Source organism: Pedobacter sp. (genome assembly GCF_037719805.1).
Classification (GTDB): Bacteria; Bacteroidota; Bacteroidia; order Sphingobacteriales; family Sphingobacteriaceae; genus Pedobacter.
On record NZ_JBBJLZ010000004.1, the window covers coordinates 60,966 to 85,489 of the forward strand.

At 38.4% G+C, this 24,524-nt stretch carries 17 protein-coding genes; 8 read left to right on the forward strand and 9 right to left on the reverse strand.

Annotated elements, in window-relative coordinates; all coding sequences use genetic code 11:
• Positions 1-717: 717 nt before the first annotated feature.
• The 5 genes from WKF66_RS13410 to WKF66_RS13430 form a co-directional block, all read right to left on the reverse strand.
• A complete protein-coding gene (locus tag WKF66_RS13410; RefSeq protein ID WP_489674976.1) occupies positions 718-2,700 on the reverse strand; it encodes a serine hydrolase in 1,983 nt (660 codons plus the stop codon).
• Positions 2,701-2,713: 13 nt separating this feature from the next.
• Entirely contained in the window at positions 2,714-4,507 is a 1,794-nt protein-coding gene (locus WKF66_RS13415) for a DUF4153 domain-containing protein (protein ID WP_489674977.1), read from the reverse strand.
• A 438-nt stretch (positions 4,508-4,945) separates the two neighbouring features.
• Positions 4,946-7,177 carry a PAS domain-containing sensor histidine kinase gene (locus tag WKF66_RS13420; protein ID WP_489674978.1) on the reverse strand — a complete coding sequence of 744 codons (2,232 nt, stop codon included), beginning with the start codon at positions 7,175-7,177 and terminating at the stop codon, positions 4,946-4,948.
• Positions 7,178-7,267: 90 nt separating this feature from the next.
• Complete coding sequence (locus WKF66_RS13425; protein ID WP_489674979.1) at positions 7,268-10,789, reverse strand: PAS domain-containing hybrid sensor histidine kinase/response regulator; 3,522 nt, start codon at positions 10,787-10,789, stop codon at positions 7,268-7,270.
• A gap of 139 nt (positions 10,790-10,928) precedes the next feature.
• Positions 10,929-11,168: a hypothetical protein gene (locus WKF66_RS13430; RefSeq protein WP_489674980.1), complete on the reverse strand. Its 240-nt coding sequence runs from the start codon at positions 11,166-11,168 to the stop codon at positions 10,929-10,931.
• 271 nt (positions 11,169-11,439) lie between these two features.
• Between WKF66_RS13430 and WKF66_RS13435 the strand changes: the two genes are divergently transcribed.
• A complete protein-coding gene (locus WKF66_RS13435; protein WP_489674981.1) occupies positions 11,440-12,528 on the forward strand; it encodes a PAS domain-containing sensor histidine kinase in 1,089 nt (362 codons plus the stop codon).
• Positions 12,529-12,560: 32 nt separating this feature from the next.
• Here WKF66_RS13435 and WKF66_RS13440 read toward each other — a convergent pair whose 3' ends face one another.
• Positions 12,561-14,492: an ATP-binding protein gene (locus WKF66_RS13440; RefSeq protein WP_489674982.1), complete on the reverse strand. Its 1,932-nt coding sequence runs from the start codon at positions 14,490-14,492 to the stop codon at positions 12,561-12,563.
• A 621-nt stretch (positions 14,493-15,113) separates the two neighbouring features.
• Here WKF66_RS13440 and WKF66_RS13445 point away from each other — a divergent pair.
• The 4 genes from WKF66_RS13445 (at position 15,114) to WKF66_RS13460 (ending at position 19,896) form a co-directional block, all read left to right on the forward strand.
• On the forward strand, positions 15,114-16,709 hold the full coding sequence (locus WKF66_RS13445; RefSeq protein ID WP_489674983.1) for a sensor histidine kinase: 1,596 nt from the start codon (positions 15,114-15,116) through the stop codon (positions 16,707-16,709).
• Between the two features lies 1 nt (position 16,710).
• Positions 16,711-17,454, forward strand: coding sequence for a LytR/AlgR family response regulator transcription factor (locus WKF66_RS13450; protein WP_489674984.1), 744 nt, complete (start codon positions 16,711-16,713; stop codon positions 17,452-17,454).
• Between the two features lie 26 nt (positions 17,455-17,480).
• Entirely contained in the window at positions 17,481-18,044 is a 564-nt protein-coding gene (locus WKF66_RS13455) for a toxin-antitoxin system YwqK family antitoxin (RefSeq protein ID WP_489674985.1), read from the forward strand.
• Between the two features lie 736 nt (positions 18,045-18,780).
• On the forward strand, positions 18,781-19,896 hold the full coding sequence (locus WKF66_RS13460) for an Acg family FMN-binding oxidoreductase (RefSeq protein WP_489674986.1): 1,116 nt from the start codon (positions 18,781-18,783) through the stop codon (positions 19,894-19,896).
• Here the strand turns inward: WKF66_RS13460 and WKF66_RS13465 are convergent.
• Entirely contained in the window at positions 19,886-20,062 is a 177-nt protein-coding gene (locus tag WKF66_RS13465; RefSeq protein WP_489674987.1) for a hypothetical protein, read from the reverse strand. The genes WKF66_RS13460 and WKF66_RS13465 overlap by 11 nt on opposite strands.
• Positions 20,063-20,367: 305 nt before the next feature.
• Here WKF66_RS13465 and WKF66_RS13470 point away from each other — a divergent pair, with 305 nt between their 5' ends.
• Positions 20,368-21,180 carry a DUF6544 family protein gene (locus tag WKF66_RS13470; RefSeq protein WP_489674988.1) on the forward strand — a complete coding sequence of 271 codons (813 nt, stop codon included), beginning with the start codon at positions 20,368-20,370 and terminating at the stop codon, positions 21,178-21,180.
• Between the two features lie 204 nt (positions 21,181-21,384).
• On the opposite strand, the gene WKF66_RS13475 is transcribed toward WKF66_RS13470, so the two are convergent.
• Both WKF66_RS13475 and WKF66_RS13480 read right to left on the reverse strand, forming a co-directional pair.
• On the reverse strand, positions 21,385-21,855 hold the full coding sequence (locus WKF66_RS13475) for a universal stress protein (RefSeq protein WP_489674989.1): 471 nt from the start codon (positions 21,853-21,855) through the stop codon (positions 21,385-21,387).
• A gap of 135 nt (positions 21,856-21,990) precedes the next feature.
• Positions 21,991-22,521: a cation transporting ATPase C-terminal domain-containing protein gene (locus tag WKF66_RS13480; RefSeq protein WP_489674990.1), complete on the reverse strand. Its 531-nt coding sequence runs from the start codon at positions 22,519-22,521 to the stop codon at positions 21,991-21,993.
• A 75-nt stretch (positions 22,522-22,596) separates the two neighbouring features.
• Between WKF66_RS13480 and WKF66_RS13485 the strand changes: the two genes are divergently transcribed.
• Both WKF66_RS13485 and WKF66_RS13490 read left to right on the forward strand, forming a co-directional pair.
• A complete protein-coding gene (locus tag WKF66_RS13485; RefSeq protein ID WP_489674991.1) occupies positions 22,597-23,382 on the forward strand; it encodes an SDR family oxidoreductase in 786 nt (261 codons plus the stop codon).
• A 12-nt stretch (positions 23,383-23,394) separates the two neighbouring features.
• Positions 23,395-24,297, forward strand: a complete 903-nt coding sequence (locus WKF66_RS13490; RefSeq protein ID WP_489674992.1) for a helix-turn-helix domain-containing protein — start codon at positions 23,395-23,397, stop codon at positions 24,295-24,297.
• Positions 24,298-24,524 lie beyond the last annotated feature (227 nt).

Below are 24,524 nucleotides of genomic sequence, written 5' to 3' on the forward strand. Positions count from 1 at the left end.
TAATTTGTATGTAGCTGTTTCATAATACTATTTAATAATTCATTGGCCTTTAGAATCTCGAGGTCTTGGTTGATAGAAATTAAACTCGGATGTCTTAATGCAATCCTCAACTTGTCAAAATTTATTCTAACTTCATGAGATTCTGTTTTTGATATGAACCCATAACTTAATGCGTTTTCGGAAAAGCGCCCTATAGATGCTTTATAGTAACTAAACATCGTATTCGTACATAAGAGCCTTGCAATATCTCATTTCAAAATTATCATAGCTTGCAAAATTCTTAAAAACCTGTTCATCTCCACAGCAGTGGAAAAATACTAATGAAGATTCTGTAATCCCAGCGATGGCAGCGGCGACTTGGTCAAATTGGCTCATCCTCTTGCCTGCTTTTCAGGATTCTTTAGTGAACACAAACCGCTACCGACAAGGAGGTAAATTGTTCGCCGCGGATCAGGCGTTTTCCGTTTATTCAGCATCGAAACGAATTCCCTTAGTTTCTCTTTATAGCACGGGCAATTGGCATTAGGATCTTGCTGAGTATCTTACTGTGTATCATTTCACCAAAAAACTCGGCCAGCCGTTCAATATCATTCTTAAGGAGAGGGGCAGGGTAACATTTTCCTATAGGCCAATGGAGTCTAAATTGATTAGGAGTAGGATGTACTTTATGAACGTTTTTTATAAATAACTCAGCTGATGCTATTAATATACCTCAGCTTAACTAATCTTCTTAACCCATAAGTTTCTCACGCGGCCAGAATTTATCTTGAATCCAATTATTAGATTATTAGTATCCCTTACAAATTTGAATTCCCCAAGCTCGCCGTCAAAGATGTCTTTAGTATTTCCTGAGTTAAGCTCAATATTTTCTAATCTGTTATGCGTAAGAGTTAGTTTTCCGTTTGCGATTATAAGACGATATTCCGTGGCCAATTCGTCACTATAAAATTTACCTTCAAAATCTTTCAAATTATTTACAGGTTTATCAGAGATTTTTACTCTTGGGGCTTTAATGTTTGCAGCACCTTGATTAAGTTGCAGCGTATCGACTTTTCCCGCAACGGAAGCTAGGAATGTGATTTTAGCACCAACCGATGTAACTTCAAATTCGGTATTTGAAGTCGCGATTAGTTTAAAAGCTGGTTGCGCTGTTGCTTGTGCGCTTAGTTGACCACCGTTTTCCGTAACACTTAATATCATTCCAGGTTGAAGTTCAAATTCTCCAACATAGCTTTTCAACAAATTATTATCAACTGAGATAATTTTGTTAGGTTCCGCTTTTTGCGGTACAGGAGTTTCTATTAACTTACCTTTTAGGTAGATGTCAGCTATTTGGTGCGCAATTTTTCTAATGTCAAAGGATGCCGAATTACTTAGTGCTATGATCTCAAGTTTTTGATCCGGAAAACGGGTTAAGTAGCTTCGATATCCTGCATCTGCGCCACCGTGCTGAATTTCGTTGAGTCCTTTATATTTCCCAACAGATTGACCCAAAGCGTAATCAATGGTATTTCCATTGTTTAAAACTGCTTTGGAATTCATCTTGGTGATTATTGCTTGACTTCCAATTTTCAATGAAGAAAAGTTTAACGCCCATTTGCTTAGGTCTTCGGCGGTTGTAAAAAGGCTTGTAGCTCCAACATTTGCGAAGTTTAAATTACTTTTCTTGTAACCACTATTGTCCGGCCTATAAGAATAGGCTCTATTTTTTACTATTTTTTCGTGATCATCATAAAAAAGTGTACTTGACATTTGGAGGGGATTAAAGATATTTGATTTTGTGTATTCGGCAAACGTCTTGCCAGATACCCTGGATACTACTTCGGCTAGCAAGGTGAAACCTGTATTACAATATAAAAATTCATCACCTGGATTAAAGTTGAGTTCTTTTTGCCTGCTAACCATTCTTAAAATATGTCCCTTCGTAATTACATCGTCCATTCGCCAGCCAGCCATTCGCAATAAGTCCCACTGATCTCTAAGTCCACTTGTATGCGAAGCTAATTGTCTTAAAGTAATAGTCTTTCCGAAATCCGGGACCTCAGGGATATATTTTCTGATATCGTCGTCAATCGATAATTTTCCTTCTTTCTCTAATAATAAGATGGCAAACACGGTAAATTGTTTAGAAACAGAAGCAATATGAAAAACTGTAGATGGTGTGATGGGAATAAGATACTCAAGATTTGCCATTCCATATCCTTTTTTGTAAAGTACTTTTCCATCTTTCACTACTGCAATTGCAGCACCTGGGCTATAAGTATTGGTCCATTCGGTAAAAATCTCGTCTACTTTTTCATTCGGAGTAACAGACCCTGGTTTTATATATTGAACCTTTAATTCATACTCACCTTTGGCTCCGCTTTCTTCAATTGGATAAATTTCAATACTGTATTTTCCTTTAATGCTTGATTTTATGGTAATTAATTCAGGGCCATCTTTGCCATTCGGACTATCGAAGTCATCAAGTTTTCGTCCATTTGAATCGTAGGTTGTTATCATTAAGTCAACACCTTTCTGCATTAAATGCAAAGAAGCATATTGACTTTTAGCCAATTCTACCTGAAAGCGGTGTTTTTGCCCTGGAGATATTTCAGATGAAACTGAATGATTCTTTGTTAAAATTCCTTTGTTAATCTGACCTTGTAGTTGGGTAATTTTAAAAAGGAGAATGAGGAGGAGAGTAAATTTAAATTGCATGTTATAAAAATAGTTATTTAATCCTAACGAGTAAGAAGCCCTTGTAATCTGAATTGCTATTCTTACCACTTTCAACAGAACCGGAAATAGTAGTCGGCCTAAATAGCAACTCATATTTCTGATAGGGAATTGGCGCTATTTGGAAGCCTTTTGGTAAGAAGTAAGTCTGATACCCCTCCTTAGTCTTGTTTAACTTTCCTTGTTTATACAACTGCTTTAGTCTAATAATCTCGGCATTTAAATCGATTACAACAGCATCCTTAGCACCACCTATAGATATCATTAACCGGTTTTTTGCAACGTCCTTTATGATAATAAACGGTACTCCATTAATTTTAGATTCAACCCTACTTTCATAGGTGTCAAGAGATATAATGAATTCATAGCCATTTATGGCTGTCGCTCCGTCTGCAGTAATGAACGTCGCGTATTCATTTGTTGCGCTTTTTTCTGTCTCTATATTTAATAGTGCATAGGCCGTATCAACAAGATCATACCTGATTGCATAACGTTGTCGTTTATTCATTTTCGCAGCTATTCTTAATTCCATTGCTTCCAGATCAACCTTAGTAAAAGCCTGTAGGGTACTCAGACCATGATTTTGCACTAAGTAACGGACTACCTGGGCACGATCATCGTCTTTTGCCTTACTTTCCGTTAACTTTCTCAAGCGGGATAATTGCGAGTACCGGGAGACAGAAAAAGCGCTTTGCGGTCCATAAGTAGCCAGTAATGCTAATACACACAGACTGGCAGGAATTACTTTTATATTCTGTTTTCTACTGATTAAAAAGTAAAGAGTTATAAATGATAACCATCCTGCAAGACATATCAGTATGTACCTGGATTCAGTTATACCATAATTTGACACTCGTTTCCATATAGCAAGCAACAAGAGAATTACGAGTGGTATCATCATCAGATAAAAGAATTTGGAGAATAGTTTTATCCATCCGAAGCCCTCTTTATTCCTTGTCGGGTAAATCAGCAATAACGATAGCATTCCAAAAACGGCATAACCTAAAATCAGTAAAGATACCATGCCTTTTGGAAAATCCCATGCAATGATAATCTTCACCTCATAAACCAGCAAGATAGCGAGATAGATCGTCATCAAGGGTATCAACACATATTGCGTAAACAACCTCAATCCCTTTGGATATTCCACGTTATCGCTTCTTAACTCCTCAACTAATGGCACTCCAGCAAGAAAGAAAATGGTGCTGAAGCCGGCTACCACTAAAGCAAATAAACGCATATATATTACAAAGTCTATATTGACATTGAATAAGGCGTCAATAGTGGCAAGCCCAGCAGCTAAACCAATATATAAGACCCCGGCATATAGCGCAGAAGCCAGAAATCGAAGAAATAAAGACTTATTGTATTCCCAAAATCCTTCCAAACTTCCTTTTCGGATAAATGGAGCAAAAGCAACCAATAGGTGGAAAGCAAAAGCAAGTAGCGCAATACGGTATTTATCGGCGTCGTAAAAGTTCGGCTTCAGCCAGAAAAATAGTCCCGTGCATAAGGCCAGGACAAGTACACGCAGGGGCCACTTTTTTGTCCACTCAAAAGAATTAACTTCTGAATAAAGATCGACTGAAAGTGATAGCGTGAATGCGAGATTACCCACCAAAATAAATTTAATCATCTCTGCAGTCACTTCAGAATCTTGCTTGCTATCGACGGCAACGTACCAGACAATCGCACAGATAAGAGCGATTGTCACCTCTACAGGAAATCTAACAAACACTTTGATTGTATTAGCCCAAAGTGAAGCTATTGAAGGGAGTTTAAATTTCATATTAAATGTTATTGCCCTAAAGTAACGTATTATAACCTATTATAAAGCGAACGATCATTAGTGTTTAGCTACCAAGATTATCTATACAGCTACTAAATTACTTGTAAATCTTTCTTTTCCAGAGACAAAGGGTTGTAGGTTCGTTTCAGCAGTTAAACACTGCTGCGCTTAACAATTGTGCTATATATAACAGCACCGTCCAGTATTTCCGCCCGCCAAAAGCCCGGTAACTAGTTTATATGGAGTTTTTCCAGCTAGGTCTTTCCTTGGTGTCTGCTGGCTATCAGGTAGGTCTCTGCTTGCTTCTGGCCCCTAGCCAGCCTATACAACACCCCTATGTTAAGGCGGGCCAAGAATTTTCAGTCTTATCCTCATATCAACCATAATATTAAATAAGAAATCGATTTACAATGGCAATTTTTTGTACCACTTATTACATCATTCTATCGGAAAAGTAATGGTAAATTCAGTACCTTCATCAACCGTGCTTTCGATGGATATTGTTCCTTTCAGTGTTTCAATTTGGGTCTTTACCATAAACAAGCCCATTCCCTTTCCGTCAACATGCTGATGAAAGCGCTTATATAGACCGAAAAGCTGATTTTTTCTTTTTGCGATGTCTATGCCAATCCCATTGTCCTTGAAAGTAATTACTAAGTGTCTGTCTTTTTCAAAAGACCTTATTTGTATCACCGGTTTTCTTTGAAGCTGTCGATACTTGATACTATTGGAAATGAGGTTGAAAAAAATACTATAGAAAAAGCTTTTTATGGTAAGGAACTCATTAAACAGCGTGAAGTCTGTCTTTATGTTAACCTCTTCAGTTTCTATCAGATTGTGCACACTACCTTGAATATCATCAATTAAGTCTGAGAGATTTACCAATTCTTTCTTCGCAGAAAGTTCCTTTTTTACAGTAAGGATAGTATTTAAATCAAGAATGACGTTATTCAACAGGTTTGCAGAAGACGTAAGGGAATCGTTCAATATGTCTTTAGTTTCAGGGGAATGAGATTCGTCTTTCATCTCCATGGTCAGGCCCATAATGTTTGCTACTGGAGCCCTTAAATTATGGGATATAATATAGGAGAATTGTTCAAGTTCCGTATTGGAAATCACGAGCTCTTTTGTGTAATTTTGAAGATCGCTGTTCAGTTCTAGTAGTCTTAAGTCTGATAATTTCCTATCCGTTATATCTTTAAGGTATACGGAAAGTCCGTTGCTAGACGGATAGGCGGTTATATCAAACCACCTGTTAGTCTTTTCATATAGTGTTTCGAAGTGTTGGTTTACGTTTTTCTCAAAGGCTTTACGGTAGTGTTTATAAAATGAGGCATTGTCAGTTTCTTTGAATACATGCCATAGGTTTTTGCCAATAACCATTTCCCGGGAAATTTGTAACAGTCTCTCAGATTCCTTGTTCCAATAAGTAACAATCCAATTTTCATCCACCGCAAAAAACGCGTCACCTATGCTTTCTAGAATTACATTTTTTTCTTCAAACGCTTTTAGTACTTCAACTTCCGCTTTTCGCCGAATAGAAATATCCCTGATAATGATAGAAGTACGGTCGTTTCCAGCCCCGTCCTTAAATACAGCAGATGTTAGTTCACCGGGAAATCTACTACCGTCTTTACGAATACAAATGACTTCCGTTGATGTCTTGCCACTGAGTCGTCTTTCTTTAAGACCTGCAGCCACACGAGGATCATTGTTGTCCACCAGGCCCAACCTTCCAACCCTGCAGATCTCTTCTTCGGTCATTTGAAATATTGCGCAGGCGGCCGGGTTTGCAGCCAAAATGTCGCCATCCATAACCGTTAATAAAATTCCATCCATGCTATTCTCATAAAAAGAACGGTATTTCTGTTCGCTTTCTTTGTTCACACGTTCAGCTTCAATACGCTCTGTGATGTCACGAAAATTTGCTACAATACCACCAATGGAGGAGTCATGAAGCATATTTGTTAAAATGTGCTCAACCCACAGCCAGTTGCCATTTCTGTGGATCATTCTTGTCGGCTCGCATTTGAAGGAGACCCCCGGACTGGCGATAGCTCTCTGCATTAACTCCACAAGCAATCCCATATCTTCCGGATGTGTCAGGTCAATTACATTAAACTGCATACTTACTGCATAGGAGTATCCCAGAATATTTCTGAAAGATGGTGAGAGATACTGTGGCCTGCCATTCTCCGATATTACAGCAATTCCATCAGAACTGTTCTCTATTAAAGATCTGAAGCGCTTTTCGTTTTTTATGACGTCGTCAATATATAGTTGACGTTCTTTCTTGAACCTGTATTTTTCGATTGCGTTTTCAATAGCCAGCGGCAGTCTTTTAAGCCGGTCTTTTAAGATATAATCGTCGGCACCTTTTTTTATTACATCAACAGCAAACTCTTCAGATACATTAGCCGTGATTAATATGAATGGGACATCTAAGTAAGAATCTTTTAAGATTTCGAGTGCCTCGTAGGAGTTAAAAGAGGGAAGGGAATGATCGCATAGAATAATGTCAGGTCCGAAAGTGATCAATGCCCTAAGGTATTCCTTCTTTGTACCAATAAGCAGTGTTTCAAACTCAAGGTTACCTTTTTTTAATACCCGGTGAATTAAGTCAGCATCACTACATGAATCCTCCAGATGTAAGATTCTTAGATTATCCATCGCAAGGTATTTTAGAGGTAATATTTATATTGGGCATGATATAATACTCTAGTGGAATTTATAGACTTTAATAGCATTCGGTTGGTCGACTCACTTGAAGCCAAAAACAACCTTTAGATGCTCGTTAATAAGTTGCTCACTAACTATCATTTCTTCCTCGAGTTTTATAATTAGATCCGGAATAATTCTCGCATCATTCAGATTAAGATGTTCTAATTGCCGGGCGATTCCAGCCAATATTTCTAGTCCGACCCCAGCAGCAGTTCCAAACAACTTATGCCCTGATTCTTTTAAACCAAGTATGTTCACTTCATCTGCAAGGATCTTTATACTGGAGAGGGATCTTTTAAGTTCCTGCTGAGTGAGGATAAGTACTTCACTAATCACACTGTCATCATAACCTACGTGGCTTCTGAGTACCGACAGATCGAAGTGATTCTGCTTAAGTTGTCCATTCTCTTGCGGCATGAGATCGCTCTTCTGTAAAGCCGGATCAAGCCAGTCCTTAAACAACCTGATGATCGTGTCTTCCACAAAAGGCTTAGCCACGAAATCGTCCATTCCCACCTCCAGGCACTTTTCTTTTTCACCTTTTACATTGCCAGCTGTTAATGCTATAATTGGTACACGGCGGCCAACTTCCATTTGTCGGATAGCCTTTGTTGCTTCGTAGCCATTCATTTCAGGCATTTGGATATCCATCAAAATTAGGTCAGCCTTGTCATATAGAGCCAATGCCTCCTTTCCGTTGCCAGCTTCTAAAAGCCGGGCCTCGGGTGCAATCCGGTTAATAATGGTTTTAGCCAAAATTTTGTTTACAAGATTGTCTTCTACAACTAATATAGTTAGGGCTTTAGAGTTAGTTGTGAACAATGGTTCCAATTTTATACTGGAATCGCCTTTGCCTACCGAAGAAAACTTATTTAAGCGGTAGAGGCTGCTAAATAGCTCCTCCATTTTAACCGGCTTTACCAGGCGATCGTTAATGGTTAATTCGTCACAGGCCTGATGGATTGTCTCGTCGTCTGAAGAACTATGTAACAAGATCAGCGGCAACTGCTCTGCGCTGGATGTAAAGCTCTCTCGTATTTTGCGTATCGTTTCCAAACCATCCATGTACGGCATGTGATAATCCATTAAGATTACATCATATTTATTTTGACGTGCCAGAAACTGAAGCGCTTCAAAGCCATTAGCGGCTTCCTCCACCTCAATGTTCTTTAGCTTGAGCATTTGTCGTAAGATCAAGCGATTATTCTCATTGTCGTCAACAATCAGAGCTTTCTGAATGTCAAGTACCTCATTCCAAACAACAGCTTCACCTTTCTCTGCTTTTAAGGTCAGGTCGAAGAAAAAACAACTTCCCATATCAGGGCTACTGTTCAATTGAAGTTTACTGCCCATCAGGCCTAAGAGTTTGTTAGAAATTGTTAAACCAAGACCCGTGCCGCCGTACTTTTTAGTGGTAGATGCATCCTCTTGAGAAAAGGCCTCAAATATTTTGCTTTGCTTATCTTTTTGTATCCCGATACCAGTGTCGCGGACTTCAAACCGTAGCGTTATGCCTGTGTCAGTCCACTCATCTAAAGGCATAATTTTGAGTTCTATCTCACCCTTTTCAGTGAATTTTACGGCATTTCCCAATAGGTTTATCAGAATTTGTTTTAGGCGAACAGAATCGGCGTGTATAAATCTAGGCAGGTCTGCAGGTATGTTAAGTAGCATTTCCAAGCCCTTTTTTTGGGCCTGATAGGTCATAATATCTGCTGCCTGATTACTGGTTTCATATAGATCGCAACGCTCAACGTCCAACTCTAATTTGCCAGCCTCTATCTTGGAAAAGTCCAGAATGTCATTTATAATACTGAGTAGAGCGTTGGCAGATTGATTGACAATAGACAAATACTGGTGCTGGGTGGTATTCAAGGAGGTCTTAAGTACCAGGTCAGTAAAGCCGATAACGCCATTGAGCGGCGTGCGAATCTCGTGGCTCATATTAGCTAAAAACTCGGATTTTGCTACGCTCGCCTGCTCTGCATGAAGTTTTGCCCTTTTCAGCTCCTCCCGCTGTAAACAGCTTTCGGTAATATCCTGGGTAAATACCATAATGCCCCCAATGACGTTGTCGAATTTATACCAGGGAATGACTTCCCAACGCAAATAAAGGTCATGATCAAAACCATCTGGTCGCCACTTATCTTCGTCTCCTTTTTCGCTAAAACCGAGCATACAGTGGTTGCAAACTTCTTTCCATCTTTCTGAAAGGTTAGGAAGTACCTCGTATTGTGATCTACCAAGGATTTCCTCCGTAATGTGGTAGTCCGATTTCCATCGGCGGCTAGCCGCCACATATCGAAACTTTGTATCCATCATCACCACTGCCGCGGGCGAATGTTCAACAAATGCGGTCAGCCGCAGCTTTTCATTGATCAAAGCTTGCTCAGCTTTTTTCTTTTCGTCAATATCCTGAAAGGTGCCGTATAACCTTCTACATATTCCCCCTTCAAATTCAGGAGTCCCAATAGTCCTAACCCAAATTGTATCTCCTAAGTTTGTCTTTAATTTCACTTCCAGATCAAATGAGGTACCTTGCTCCAAAGCTGTATTGACAGCCGCATTAATAATACTTCGGTCTTCTTCAGTGTAAAAATCAATTGCTTCCGCATACACCGGTTCGTAATCCGCTTCCACACCATGTATGATCTTGGTCACAGTTGACCAATATATTTTTTCATGAATAATGTCCATCTCCCACGCGCCAATACGGGCCACTTTATTAGTTTGTTCCAGCATTCGCTGCACACGCTTCAAATCTGTTTCAAGGCGGTGCCGTTCAGTGATATCAATCGCGTTGCCGATAACATAACGGTTACCCTCCGCGTCTAGCTCTAATACGTTGTTGAATAGCCAGATTAGCATGGAGCCATCCCGGTGCTGTAGATGCATTAGGCCTGTCGATTTTCCATCTTGGTTGAGCGATTGGAGGTAGCCTGCAAAATTGTTACGGTATTTAGGATTAATAATCTGCGAAAGGTTAAGCCCGACTAAATCTACTGGCAAATAGCCCAACAACGCTGCACCGGCTGAATTAACAGTCATCAAGTCACCACTCAAGTCGTGTGTACACATTAATCCTTGAGAATTCTCGAAAAATGCACGGAACCTGCTTTCAGAACTATGCAGTAACGTCTCTCTTTCTTTTTCAAGTGTTATATCACGACCAATCGCAAAAAGATTGCCGGTCTCCGGCTCGGGTGTTGTAACCCATTGAATATACTTATACCTACCGTCTTTGCATTTTGTCCTCAGTATTAAATTTTCAGCAGGAGTGCCGAGTCCAAACTCTTCTAGTTGTTGACTAGCTAGCGCCAGATCTTCGGGATGGACAAGGTCATTGAAGGTATTGTTAAGCAAATAATCTTCTGTCCAACCAAGGATTTTTTCAAAGGCAGGATTTACGCGTTTAAAAAATCCATCCGTAGAAGCTACACAAATAAGATCATTAGAAAGCTTATATAATTTTTCAAAATAAAAATTTTCACTAAGAGGTGAGGTAGTAACATTCATTGTTAAGATGGTAATCAGTAGTTGTATAGGTTCGTTGTGAGACAAATCCTTGCTTTTTGCCTACTTAGATTTTCGTCTTACTCAAAACCCTTAATAAACTGTTATATACAAGGAGGTGATTACTAAATGTAAGAAATACAACGACAGAACGAGCAAAATACTTCTCATATTTTCTCACTATTTCTCACTTTAAGTCATGATTCTTTCTTGAAGAGTCACTTGAATATATTCGAACGCCCTCCACGATGTTACACTCTCTCTTATACCAATCAGTCTCCAATACCCGCTCAGGTTCTACTTGACGAGAAGCTATCAGGCCAGGCGCATCCTTTTCTTTAGGCGTTAGTGCGGCTAAATCAAAGGGTCTGGAGTTTGCCAACGCCACGGTTGCTTTTACAGAATCGGCATTGCTCGGAAAATTCACTCATAAATTAGGCGATGTACTTAACAAGTGATGATCTGGCAAGAATCATGTCAAAGGTCTTCCAATATTATCTTTGTAAAGATTGGAACTGATCTTCATTGAGCCTTTACCGCATTAATTACTCACAACCATTACTTAATTCCAAATACCTAGCTATTAGTCTTTTATTACTTTTAAGACGTAATTTCTTAGTGACATAATCCTTAACGGACTAGAAATAAGAAAGTATGGATCTTATACGGTATTTTGATCGTTATTATAACAACCAAATATGAGCAAAGGCTTCAATCAATTGTTCAAAGAAATGGCCGACCAGTCGAATGAAATCTTTTTCATTTACAATAACACAGAAAAACAGCTTGAATATATTAACGCTGCTTTTGAAGTCATTACAAAATGGAAATCCAAAAACTTATTTCAAACACCTGAGCGATTATTTAAGATTATTTATAAAGAAGACTTGCCCTATGTAAGAAATGCAATCTTTCATCTTATAAAAAATAAGACAATTAGTCTTTTAAATTTTCGAATTTGTCAACCAGATGGCAACGAGCGGTGGATTAGGCTTAAGATTACTCCAATATTGAATGATGGTAAGGTTGACTACCTAACCGGTATCGGCGAAGACGATACGGCCAGAAAAACAAACATATTTAACATGCAGCAGGTGCTTGGATGGAAGGATGCTAATCTAGAAATTCTTTCCCATGATTTAAGGGGACCGCTGGGGACGGTTCAATTGTTAACAACAATTATCAATAAAAAGTTACCTGATCATACCGAAATCCATGAGCTAACTAAAATGATCGCTGATATTTCACAGCGGAATATTACACTGATACAAAATTTGTTAAGAAGAGAATTTTTGTCTACTGCTGATGTAGTTATCAGCAAAGAGCGACTAGACGTTATCTGGGAAATCAAGCAAGTGACTGATATTTATTTTAAATTACAGGACAACATCAAAAAAAATATTTCTTTCACCCATTCTAATAAATCCATCTTTGCGGAGGTTGACAGCATGAAGTTCTTGCAAATCCTTAATAACCTCATCTCAAATGCCATAAAGTTTACTCATGACCATGGTAAGATTCATATTCATGTTGAGAAACTAGATAAAAGTTTCCTAATTAAAGTGCAGGATGACGGCATTGGCATTCCTAAAAACTTACAGCCTTTTCTTTTTAATAAACACACCCAAGCAGGAAGAAAAGGCTTAAAGGGTGAAGAATCAGTTGGACTTGGCATGTGGATTGTAAAAATCTTGACAGAGGCTCATGGTGGAAAGGTCTGGTTTAAGTCTGAAGAACATATAGGCACCACCTTTTACATAGAAATCCCGTTAGGCTTTGAGTTTTAAGTATCCTTCACTTATTATAAAGTCGTTATAACTTAATCAAGACCTTTGGAAGACAGGGGGAGCGTAAACCAAAACGTGCTCCCTTTCTGTGGGGTGCTTTCAACACCGATTTCTCCATGATGTCGCTGTATGATTTCTTTGCAGATAAAAAGCCCAATACCAAAACCGGATATCGATTTTGTCTCCTGGCTTTCAACTCGGAAAAACCTGTTAAAAAGCTTCCCTTGGTCTTGAGCTCTGATACCCATTCCTACATCTGTTACACTGATATAGGCATAGTCACCCTTGCTTATACAAGCTACTTCGACTGTAGTATGAGGCAGTGAATATTTAAGGGCATTGCTGATAAAGTTATTGATCACTTGTTCTATCTTATCCTTGTCCATATATACCCATGTTTCCTCTATTGGCTGAAAAAAAATCCGCTTGGAAGTCGCTTCTAGTATAGAATTTTCTTCTATTTCTTTCACAAGTACTGCCATGTCAAACAAACTCTTTTCAAGGTGAATTCTACCTCCCTCAAGTTGTGCTACATTAAGAAAGCCGTTTATTAATTTGGTCATTTTACCTAACTGTCTTAACGACCGATCAAGCATTCCCAAAGTAACAGTATCTCCGCTCGCCGCAAGCTTTTTTTGAGAAACCTGAATATAACCAATTGTAGAGGTGAGCGGAGTTTTTAATTCGTGGCTAACCATACTAATGAAATCATTTTTGCGCTGCTCGTTTTGCTTCTGCTCAGTAATGTCTGCTATTGTGCCAGAAAAGATTGGTTTCTGACCATTTTCTGCCGGGTATAATTTCCCCGTAGCGCGTACCCATCTTATAATTCCATCGCGGAACCCAATAACAGGATATTGGATATCATAGCGTTTTCCAGTTTCAATAGCTGAATTGATTGCCTCCACTACGCCGTCGCGATATTCCTCGACAATTTGGTCAATAGCAGCGTTTAAAGGCATTTCTTCTTCTGCATGGAATCCAAACATTTCTTTTACGCGAGTAGATGGCGTTATTACCCCTGTTTCGGTATTGATAAACCAGGTGCCTAAATCCGCAGATTCTATAGCAAGGCTAAGTCGCTCTTCACTGGCTATTAATTGCTGTCTGATTAATACCTGATCAGTAATGTCCATTAAGGTTCCAATAAATCTTATTGGCGTACCTTGTTCATTAAATATAGCCCTCCCAAGGGCTCTTGCCCAACGTACAGGAACATCACCTGCACCCACAATGCGGTACTCAATGTCATATTTACCTCCCGAAAGTTCCAGATTACGAGCGTCAATGACAGCCTGTTTTACACGTTCACGATCATCCTCGTGTAAACGGCTAATCATAATATAATAATGATCAGGATTATTCTCTGGGCTTAGGCCGAACATTTGTTTGAAGCGTGCGTCCCATGTATAAGTATGATCGATAAGATCCCAGTCGAACAAACCGAGTTGCGCAGCTTCCCTGGCGGCACTTAATTGCTCCACGGCTGTTTTAAGAGCAGCATTGGATGCACCCAGCTCAGTAATGCTTATCTGTAATTTCTCATTTACAGCTTTTAACGCCTCGGACGCCTCTTTGGCATTTTGCTGTTCTTTTACCTTCTCTGAAGTATTGATTACAGTGTTCATCACAGCAACAACTTTACCTTCTTCATCCTTTACAGGCGTAAGCCAATAGTCAAAATAGACAGGCTGAACATTACCATTTATCATTAACATCGCCATACCTTCCGGGTCATGAAAAGGTTCACCGCTTCTATATATTTCAGTCAATAGATTGGAAAAAGGCTGGTCTTTAATTTCAGGTATTGCATCATGGAGGTTCTGGCCGATCGCAGAAAAGTCCTTACTCCATAGGGCAAGTATATGCTTGTTAGCTGCTTTTATCGTATGTTCAACACCTGTAAAAATCGCTGCACCAACAGGTAAGGCATCTACAAGGCTTTGTTCTAAAGTATACTGCATTTATTATAAATTCACTGATGTTCTAACTACGGTATTTAGTGAAGCCATTTTAAAAGTAATTGTTTGTCATAAAATTCCTTCTGTGTTGTTAGAAGTTGACATTGCGCTATCATGACGTTAATAGGATTATACTTATGACAAATGTTCTAATGAGCCTGAATTTCACATTGTGACGGGACAGCAATTATTTAGTATTAAGTTTAATATGTTTTTTGAACTGATAATACATTCCAACCACGACGGCAACTACTATAAGATCATAAAATAAATTCACGATCACGAATGAGACTTTATTTCCAGTTCCAAGTGAACCAGTGTAACTAGAACTTATTAAATAACCGAAGGGAAATCCCAGTTCGACAAATGAAAAATTCTGCCAGATGAATGGAGCGCGCTAAAAGACATATATACTAGGATAGCTGCTAGGAGATGTTTCATGCGTTTGAATAATAACACGGTTACAAAGAATAAATAGGAATTGCCTCCTGTAAGTATCCTAATAAATTAGTAAAGATTCAAATACTGTTACGGACCGTAGGTTTACTAACAACATAGTAGATAATACTAGAACCCTGTTTTGGGGGCCAACTTTAAAGCCGAAGTTTGGGCAAATCAGAATTTATGAAAAGGTTATACCTAATAATTTTATTGCTCGCATTTATGCAGGTTGTAATTGCACAATCTAAGAGCGCATATTTATCAGATGAATATGGGAACCCCGTGTACTATAAAATTGATGACGACGACTGGAGATGCAATGTATTCTTCGTCATAGACAGCAGCACAAAAGATGTTAAGTATTTTAGGAACTTTAGTAATGGTCATTTAAATGATATATTCTTATTACAAGGTGCTAAATTCATCGGACTTGAAAGCAGGGTACACAAGGACAGTTTGGACTTTTACAGATATTCGGTAATTGAAAATGATAATAAAACTCTCGTATCAGATGCAGTTTTCAGAAAGGTGAAATACCGCTGGGGCCAGGGTACCATTTTGCCAAATCAGGTCACTGTTGATTTGGGCACGTTTAACATCAAAAACAAAAAAATAGAAATCAAAGTGTTCAGGGTTGATAAACCCAAAAATGTAACGTCAGTGGTATTATATAATAAATCGCTCGTCGCCCCAAGCCAGTTGTCATTTGAGTTACTAGGTAATGATTCTAGGACAGTTTTAAAAGATAAGATAGAAATCAAGGTCAACAGAGCGTTCAAGGGCTTAAGAATTACCCGAAAAAAAACTGATCTGGATGTACTTTATGATATAGCTATTGAGAATGTGGATAAGCATTCTATCAATTTTGACTCACCCAGTTGGAATGAGGTTCCAGGAACACAGTTAGTAGTTGCTGATACAAAATCCTACTTTTTAGTAGGAACTGGTAAATACACGATTTCTGTTTACCCAAGAACCCAAATGTATTCTCATTGGAGGGACAACTCTCTTGCAAAAGGCATCACATTTACTGTGCAGTCAATCGAAGAAAGACGGTTTTCTGCCAAAGAGCTCGGAACATATATAGGATATACCTGCGCAAGCTTTGGCTTACTGTTTGGCCTGGTATCGGTTTACATTAGACGGAAAAACAAGAGGGAAATAATGGCAGAGCAGCAACAAAAACAAATCGCTCAGCTGAAGCTAGATTCAGTTCGTTCACAATTAAATCCACATTTCTTGTTTAACGCACTGGCAGGAATTCAGAATTTAATGAATAAAAAAGAAAACGAAACGGCGAGCATCTATCTTCGAAAGTTTGCCCGTCTAACACGGAGTGTTTTAGATAACAAAGAGTTGATAAGCTTGAGGGATGAAAAGACATTATTAGACGACTACTTACAAATGGAACAACTTCGTTTCGGTTTCAAATATAAGATAATCGTTACTGAGGACATCGACGTAGATAACACAGAGATACCTGGGATGCTACTTCAGCCCTTTCTCGAGAATTCTATCAAACATGGAATTTGCGAAAAAGGCAACAATGGTATAATAGAGGTAAGATTTGAAAAACAATTATTAGATTTAAAAGTGTCAATCGTTGATAATGGTGGTGGATTTGATGTCAACAAAAGCTATGACGGCTTGGGATTAGCGTTGAGCAAAAACCGAATATTCTTACATAATGCTGTTTATAAAATATCACCAATCATTTTAGACTTAAAATCAGGCGTAAGAGGCACCACAGTTGATATTACCTTATCCCAATGGATGTAAAATGAGAGCTATTTTGATAGACGACGAGCTTGCAAATTTAGAAGACTTACAATTTTTATTAGAGAAGAACTGCCCTGAAGTAAAGGTTGTAGGTCGAGCAAGTAATATTGAAGATGCCTTACAACTGATAAGTTTAAATCTTCCGTATTTATTGTTTCTGGATATTCAGATCGGTAAAAACACTGGATTTGATCTTCTTCTTAGGCTTGAAAGGAAAGATGTTGAAGTGATCTTTGTTACTGCCTACGACCATTACGGTATTCAAGCCATTAAATTTGCTGCCCTGGATTATTTACTAAAACCCGTAGATCCTGGCGATTTGAAAGTAGCAGTGTCGAAGGCTGAAGAAAGAATCAGCAGTAAGATAAGTAAGGGACAGCTTGATTTTCTGCTGAGTCAGATTAAGCAAACGAAGCATGGTATTCCCAAAATTGCATTACCGCAACAGCACGAGATACGTTACGTTTCTGTTGATGAAATCATGCGTTGCGTCGCTGACAATACATACACTAATTTCTATTTATCAAGTGGTGAAATGATATTAATCTCCAAACCATTGAAAGAATATTCAGACCTATTGAAACCTCAGGGATTTGTAAGGGCACATCAAAGTCATTTGTGTAATCCGAGCTTCGTGAAAAGCTGGTTGAAAGAGGACGGGGGTATGTTGTTAATGAATAACGGGGACAAAATTCCAGTTTCAAAACCTAATAGAGAGATGGTCAAAGCGCTGTTAGCAAGATAAAATCTGTTTTACATATACCCGTGATAATGAAAAAAATATTAATTATTCCTATCATCGTAGTTGTTCTTTCGTGTACAACTACCAAAACTACTTTAACTAAAAATGGAAAAGAAGACATCGGAAATCTAATAGGGGGATTAAAAGAAGGCAAATGGAAATCATATGAAGATGGACGGCTAATGTCAACCGGAAAATATTCTAAAAATCAGCAAACCGGATATTGGAAATATTTTTATTCAAATGGAAGCATACATCGTAAAGGCAATTACATTAATGACAAGCAAAATGGTCCTTGGGATTTCTTTTTTGATAATGGGCAACGTATGGGAAAAGGGGAAATCATAGATGATGAACTAAACGGTTTGTGGAAATGGTTCTATAGCAATGGAAATCTTTATACGGAACGTTTTTACGATCACGGAAAAATCTTGGAAATTAAGTCATGCTTTGATAAAAATGGAGGGCAATTAGATTGCGGTAGACTTGTAAATGGAAATGGGATAATGCTTTTTCACGACGTTGAAAATAAGACAGATACCATTCAACGGTTTGAATATGAAAAAGGGATGTTAAAAACTAAGTTGCCGTAATGGTAATTAATACAATCTCTTAAGAGTAATGACAGAAGGTGTCGATGATGTATTGTATACTTATTTTCTTTTTACGATTTGGAGCAACAATGGAAACAAACATCTCATCATTTACTGACCCTGTACTCTTCCAAGATTACCCGCTAAGCTTAGATTCACGCATAACCTTTTATATTTATAGCGTTCTTACCTTCGGCTTTCTTAAGAAATATGTCGAAACTGAGTGAAGGTGATTGACCCTTGGTTGTGCCTTAAAAACTTTTGTTCAACTTACTGGATAGCTCTTCTTGGAACTTTAACAACTGGCTATAAGCAGTAATTTAATTTGTTGGTAAGCCTCTGTTTAATAGGTATAGAGTAGGTGTTAATACACTTGTTGCGGACCTTAAAAACAAACAATTTCAAGCAATAAATTTATTTGCTACGCACTCATGCGTCTTTAATCTGACAAGTTTGATTTAAAGATGTGAATCATCTCTTGCGATGATGTCGATCATTTTAATTTAATGAGACATATTTAATTTTGAATAAAAAGAATCATATATGTTAACCTTAAGCAACCTGTGGTGATATGTTGTTCGGTTAATCGATAAGCAAATATGTTATATTGAGATTTATTATGGTTAAATAAGCGCCACCTTAAACCTTAAATAATCCACAAAGTTGGGGCTGTAATTCACCATGACTTATTGACTTTATTACCAGGCGTTTTGACTAGGTATAATTTTGAAAATAAATGAACAGAAAGAAATTCTTAGGCCTTGCAGGTAGTTCTATCGTTCTCGCAGGAACCACTTACTATATGCTTAGTGATAAAAGTAATTTTGTTAGAGCCGACATCTCAGAAGAGGAAACATTCAAAGTTTCTCTAACAAAAGATGAACGCCGCATACTGTACCTAGCCTCGCTTGCTCCAAGTGGACATAATACACAGCCGTGGTTTATCAGACATATCGAGCCTTTGCACTGGATCGTATGTAATGATAAGAGCAGATGGTTAGCCGCGGTTGACCCGACACAACGGGAAACGATACTGTCAATTGGGGCTTTTATTCAAAATGTGGAATATGCTGCAAGTAGCCTTGGCTATAATTGTGAGTTTAATACTCTGGCTAGGACTAATCAAGACGAACAGGTAGTGTCCGTGAAATTCATTAAGTCAGCAAGCCTCTTCAAATTTGATTCCGAAAGTATTATACAACGACGAACAGTAAGATCAAACATTCTTTCCTTAAAACTGGAAACGAAAGATATTAGACTATTGATTAATAATGAACCTGATCTCGTTCATTTTATTCCCCTGAAAACAAAATCTTATGATTACTTGAACGAACAAACCGTTGAAGCAAACCGGGCGCAGTCCTATCGCGATCAGGCTCAAAGAGAATTGGCCAATTGGATCCGGTTTTCCAGTAAGGATGCAGAAAAGCACCGGGATGACCTTTCTACTGCTAGTATGGAAATAGAAGGTTTTTCTGGATGGGTGGTTCGAAATTTCTACAGGAAATCCAACGTGATGAATAATAGTTTCAGGGAACAAAGTATTCTTCAGGTGGAGAAACAAGTAGCTTCTTCAGCCGGTTGGTTTATTATTGTTAGTAAGGATAGCTCCCTGGATTCCTTACTTGCGACAGGAATGCGGATGCAACGGCTGTTTTTAAAGGTAAAAGAAAAAGGAATCGCTATACATCCAATGACTCAGATACTGGAGGAGCCGTTTACAGATAAACGCCTGAATTCATCCATAGGTATAAAGGAGCCGGTTCAGTTTATATTACGTTCAGGCTATGTGAAAGATTACCCCAAACCGGTTTCTTTAAGGCGACCGATAACCCAGCTCATTAAGTCATGAAACTAAAGATAGCAATCAACTCTCTGTTGATCCTAATGGCTTTTCTCGGTCTAGGAGCTATTAGTGGCGGTGCCGTATTGATTGTATCACCCACTGGTGCATTAATGGGAATGCCGCTCTCCCTATTGAGGACATCTCCTTTCCACAATTTTTTGATCCCTGGCATATTCTTATTTTTAGTACTTGGTATAGCACCTTGCCTTTTAACATATGCGTTAATCAGAAAGCCAGCATCCAAATTTGCCGAACGATTGAATTGCTACCGTGATATGCACTGGTCCTGGACCTTCAGTATTTATACGGCATTTACATTGATTGCCTGGATACAACTCGAAATGGTTTTTATACAAGCAATAAGCTGGTTGCATACCTTCTACATAGGTTTAGCATTGCTTATACTTTTTGTTTCCCTATTGCCTTCAGTAAGGAATCAATATAAAAGATGAGTTAATTACTTAAACATTCAACGATATGTTCATTTTAGCAATAGTAGCAGGCACGATTTTAATTGTGTTCATCATCGGCAAAATAAACTTATCTATTCGATTCCGGAAAAGTGTAAAGCTCCTTTTTGCTTTGGCTAAGCCGATTCAAGGTAAGAAGTACAGCTACGCACAACTAGACGGTTTGCCATCACCAGTGCAACGATATTTTAAATACGTTTTGAAAGAACAGCAACCTTACATTAGTTTCGTTAGTCTTTTACATGAAAGAAAATTTAAGACCGGTAAAGGTAGAGGATGGGTGGATATCAAAGGCGAGCAATACTTCAGCATCGAAAAGCCGGGATTTATATGGAAAGGTTCAACGGCTCTTTTCGTCGCCAGGGATCTCTATATCGCTGGTAAAGGCCGGTTGATTGTTTCGTTATTATCTCTCTATAATGTGGTTAATGGGCAGGGCGAGACATTTGATCAAGGTGAACTATTGCGCTGGCTAGCTGAAAATGTTTGGTTCCCGACAAATCTGTTACCTAGCGATCAACTAAAATGGTTGGCTGTTGATGACAATACAGCGAAGCTTTCATTTACCTTTAACAAAATGTCATTGTTCTACATCGTAACGTTCAATGAATTAGGAGAGATTATCCAGATGGAAACTAAACGCTTCATGGAAGACAGGCTGGAAACGTGGATCGGCAAAATGGGTAATTACCAGCGGATCAATGGGGTGGGGGTACCCACAAACATTGAAGCGATATGGCGCTTGGAAGAGGGCGATTTAAGCTACGCAAAGTTCAACGTTACTAAAATAATTTACGACCATCCTCAACTTCTTCACTAAATCTTTTACCACCGCAGACGCATGCTTTAAAAGAAAGCAGGAAGCCGTTGAGCCAGTAGGACTTAGTTAATTTTTCATTCTCATTATTTTTTCCAAATCAAAGTACCCCAACAGTTACCTACGATACATCTTAAGAAAAACTAGTGAAAGCGGTTTTCATATCCTATTTTCTACATACGATTATGGCTAAAACTCCGGGTATGCCTAGTTAGGTATAATCAAAGTCGGGCATTTTACATTGACCAAAATTTTAGTGATTTCCATTCCAAACTGCATATCTTCTCTTCCTTTACATTTACCTCCACCCATAATAACCATTAGAATGTCTTTTCTATCCTCAATGATTTCATTTACGCTTTCTGCAATTCCACCCTCCGAGCTTAGAAATCCACATTGTGGGATAGCCATTCCAGGTGAACTTGTGTTAAGGCCTTGTAATCTGATTGTTTCTTCCTGAAGTTTACTTACACTTACTGTTGAAAGATCTCCTTCATTTTTCATTGGCCATGTATCATATCCCACATCTGGGATACTATAGGCATTAAACAATACGATATCTGCTTTAATTTTTGCTGCTAAATTGAATGCGTAATCAGCAGCATTCTTTGCACTTTGGCTGAAATCGGTTAATACCAAGAGAGATTTCACCAAGTTTGTCTGTTTTACCGTTTCCATAATGTCGGAGGTTGATGGTTATAATATAAATTTACAGACATTAACTATTTCAAAAAATGATTTAGGTCATGTAGTCTCTTGATTCTCATACTTGACTTCGCACTTACTATACGATTCGTCTTGATATCTTTTAACTCATTTCACGCTTTCATACCAAATTACTGACAGAAATCCAATTACAATAGCGCTAATTAATTGTAAAACTTCAAGTCGCTCAAATTGAAAAAATCGGGTCACAGGCTCAATATATAAAATTGTTGAAACCGAGAGTATCGTGCTACCAATGATAATACCTACCAGTTTATTTTTATACTTAAGAGTAGTTAGGATATAGTAGATAAATGAGCGGTTTACAAGCGTAAGGGTAATGTTAGACGTGATTAGGGTAATAAAAACAATAGTCCGCGTGATCGCCTCACCATACCCATGCGCAACTGAAAACCAGTAGACAGACAAAACCCCAATCGTAATCGCAATGCCTTGTATAGCACTGGTAGTTAGTTCACTTAAATTAAAAAATGTATCACTGAATGGCCTTGGTTTTTGATACATAATATTCCTTTCAGCTGGTTCGTTTTCATAGATGATTGAGCAGGTTGGCCCTATAACCAGTTCAATGAAAATATTATGTATCGGAGAAAGAAGAACATCTTGGTTTATTCCCATTTGACTACAACATTACGACTTTGAGCTACATCCACTTGATGAATACTGCCGAGATTTGTTTCATAAAAAAAAGCGATGAAACTACAAAGCAGCACCATTCTCATTACAGGCGGCACCAGCGGAATAGGCCTGGAATTCCTGAAACAGCTTAACCAACTAGGCGCAGCTAATATTATTATAACCGGTCGGGATAGTACAAAACTGGACCTGATTAAGAAGCTGTTTCCGAGCGTTCATACCCTACAAAGCGATGTAAGTGATGTAATGCAGATTGAGCAATTGTATCAGGAAGTTACTCAAAAATTTCCTTCTCTAAATATAATAATTAACAATGCAGGTATTATGCGTAACCTCGACCTACAGGATATTAGTGTAAGTCTAGATAACATTTCGGAAGAAATCGATACCAACCTATCAGGAACCATTCGAATGGTTCACCAGTTTCTGCCGCATCTGACAAAACAGCCCTCCGCCGCAATCGTAAATATTTCATCTGGACTGGCCTTTATTCCTTTCCCGCTTTCACCAATTTACAGTGCTGCAAAGGCAGGTATACATGCTTATACGCAGGTACTGCGGTTACAACTTAAAAAGACAAATGTGAAAGTATTTGAAGTGGCGCCGCCATCAACCGAAACGCCACTGCAAAATGCATTTTCAGACATAGACCTCGGTAGTTCTGCACCAATAATGAAGGTAGACAAAATGGTTAGTGAAGCCATTGAAGGGATCTTAAAAGACAAATTTGAGATTTTACCAGGCATGTCAAAAACAATAAAGTTGATGGGTAGAATAGCGCCAAAGTTTTTTGTGACCTTGATGGACAAGACGATAGAGAAAGCAAAAAGTAAAGCAAAATAGTACATTTACCATATGGCTAGTGGAACACCGCTTAGAATAGAAACTATAACTCAGTTGCACCGGTTGCTAGAATTTCCTGCACCTCAGCATCCTCTCATAAGCATCGTTGATTATGCACAGGTTAAAGAGGTTCCTGGTGTTAGTGCAGTTTTTGATTTTTACTCCATCTCGTTAAAAAGAGGGGTCAATAAGCTGGTTTATGGACAACAAAAATATGATTTTGACGAAGGTGTCCTATACTTTTTGTCACCCAATAAGGTGTTGTCTGTAGAAGGAGATGCCAATCCAAATCGCTCTGGTCGGATCTTGTTTGTACATCCCGACTTTTTGTGGAACAGTCCACTTGCTAAAGCGATCAAAGAATACGAGTTTTTCAATTACTCAGTGAAGGAAGCATTGTTTCTCTCGGAAAAAGAGGAAGCGATTATTAACGGTATCATTCAATATATTGAGGAGGAGTACAAAACCAGCATTGATCGGTTTAGCCAGGAGGTAATTATTGCGCAGTTAGAACTGTTACTTACTTATTCTAAACGCTTTTACGAACGTCAGTTTATTACACGCAAAATAACAAATCATACAATTTTAAGCCGCTTGGAAGAGATCTTGGAAACTTATTTCAACGATGAGCGTCGGTTATCAAGGGGGATTCCGAGTGTCCAGTACGTTGCCGAAAACTTAAATATTTCCACCAAGTATTTAAGCAGTTTGCTAAAACAGCTGACCGGACAAACTACCCAGCAGCACATACAAAATAAATTAATAGAAAAAGCTAAAGTAAAGCTGTCTACCACCGGTCTATCCGTAAGTGAAATCGCTTATCAGATGGGATTCGAACATTCGCAGTCATTTAACAAACTGTTCAAAATCAAAACAAAGCTTTCGCCATTAGAATTTAGACGGTCGTTTACTTGAGTATTATACTTAAGGGAATGAATAGTTTCACCAGCAACAATTCTCGGTCGTGAACGCAAAGTATATAGCTTCTATGACCGATCAAAGAAAAGACCCTGCATTTAGAAAAAGATGCAAGAAAGAATGAACATTGCACTGCAGGAGGAAATGGTATTGAATTATCAATATGTTAGGCAAAATAAAAACACGGCTAGTTTATAAAAGAAGCGTTAATCAATATGCATTAT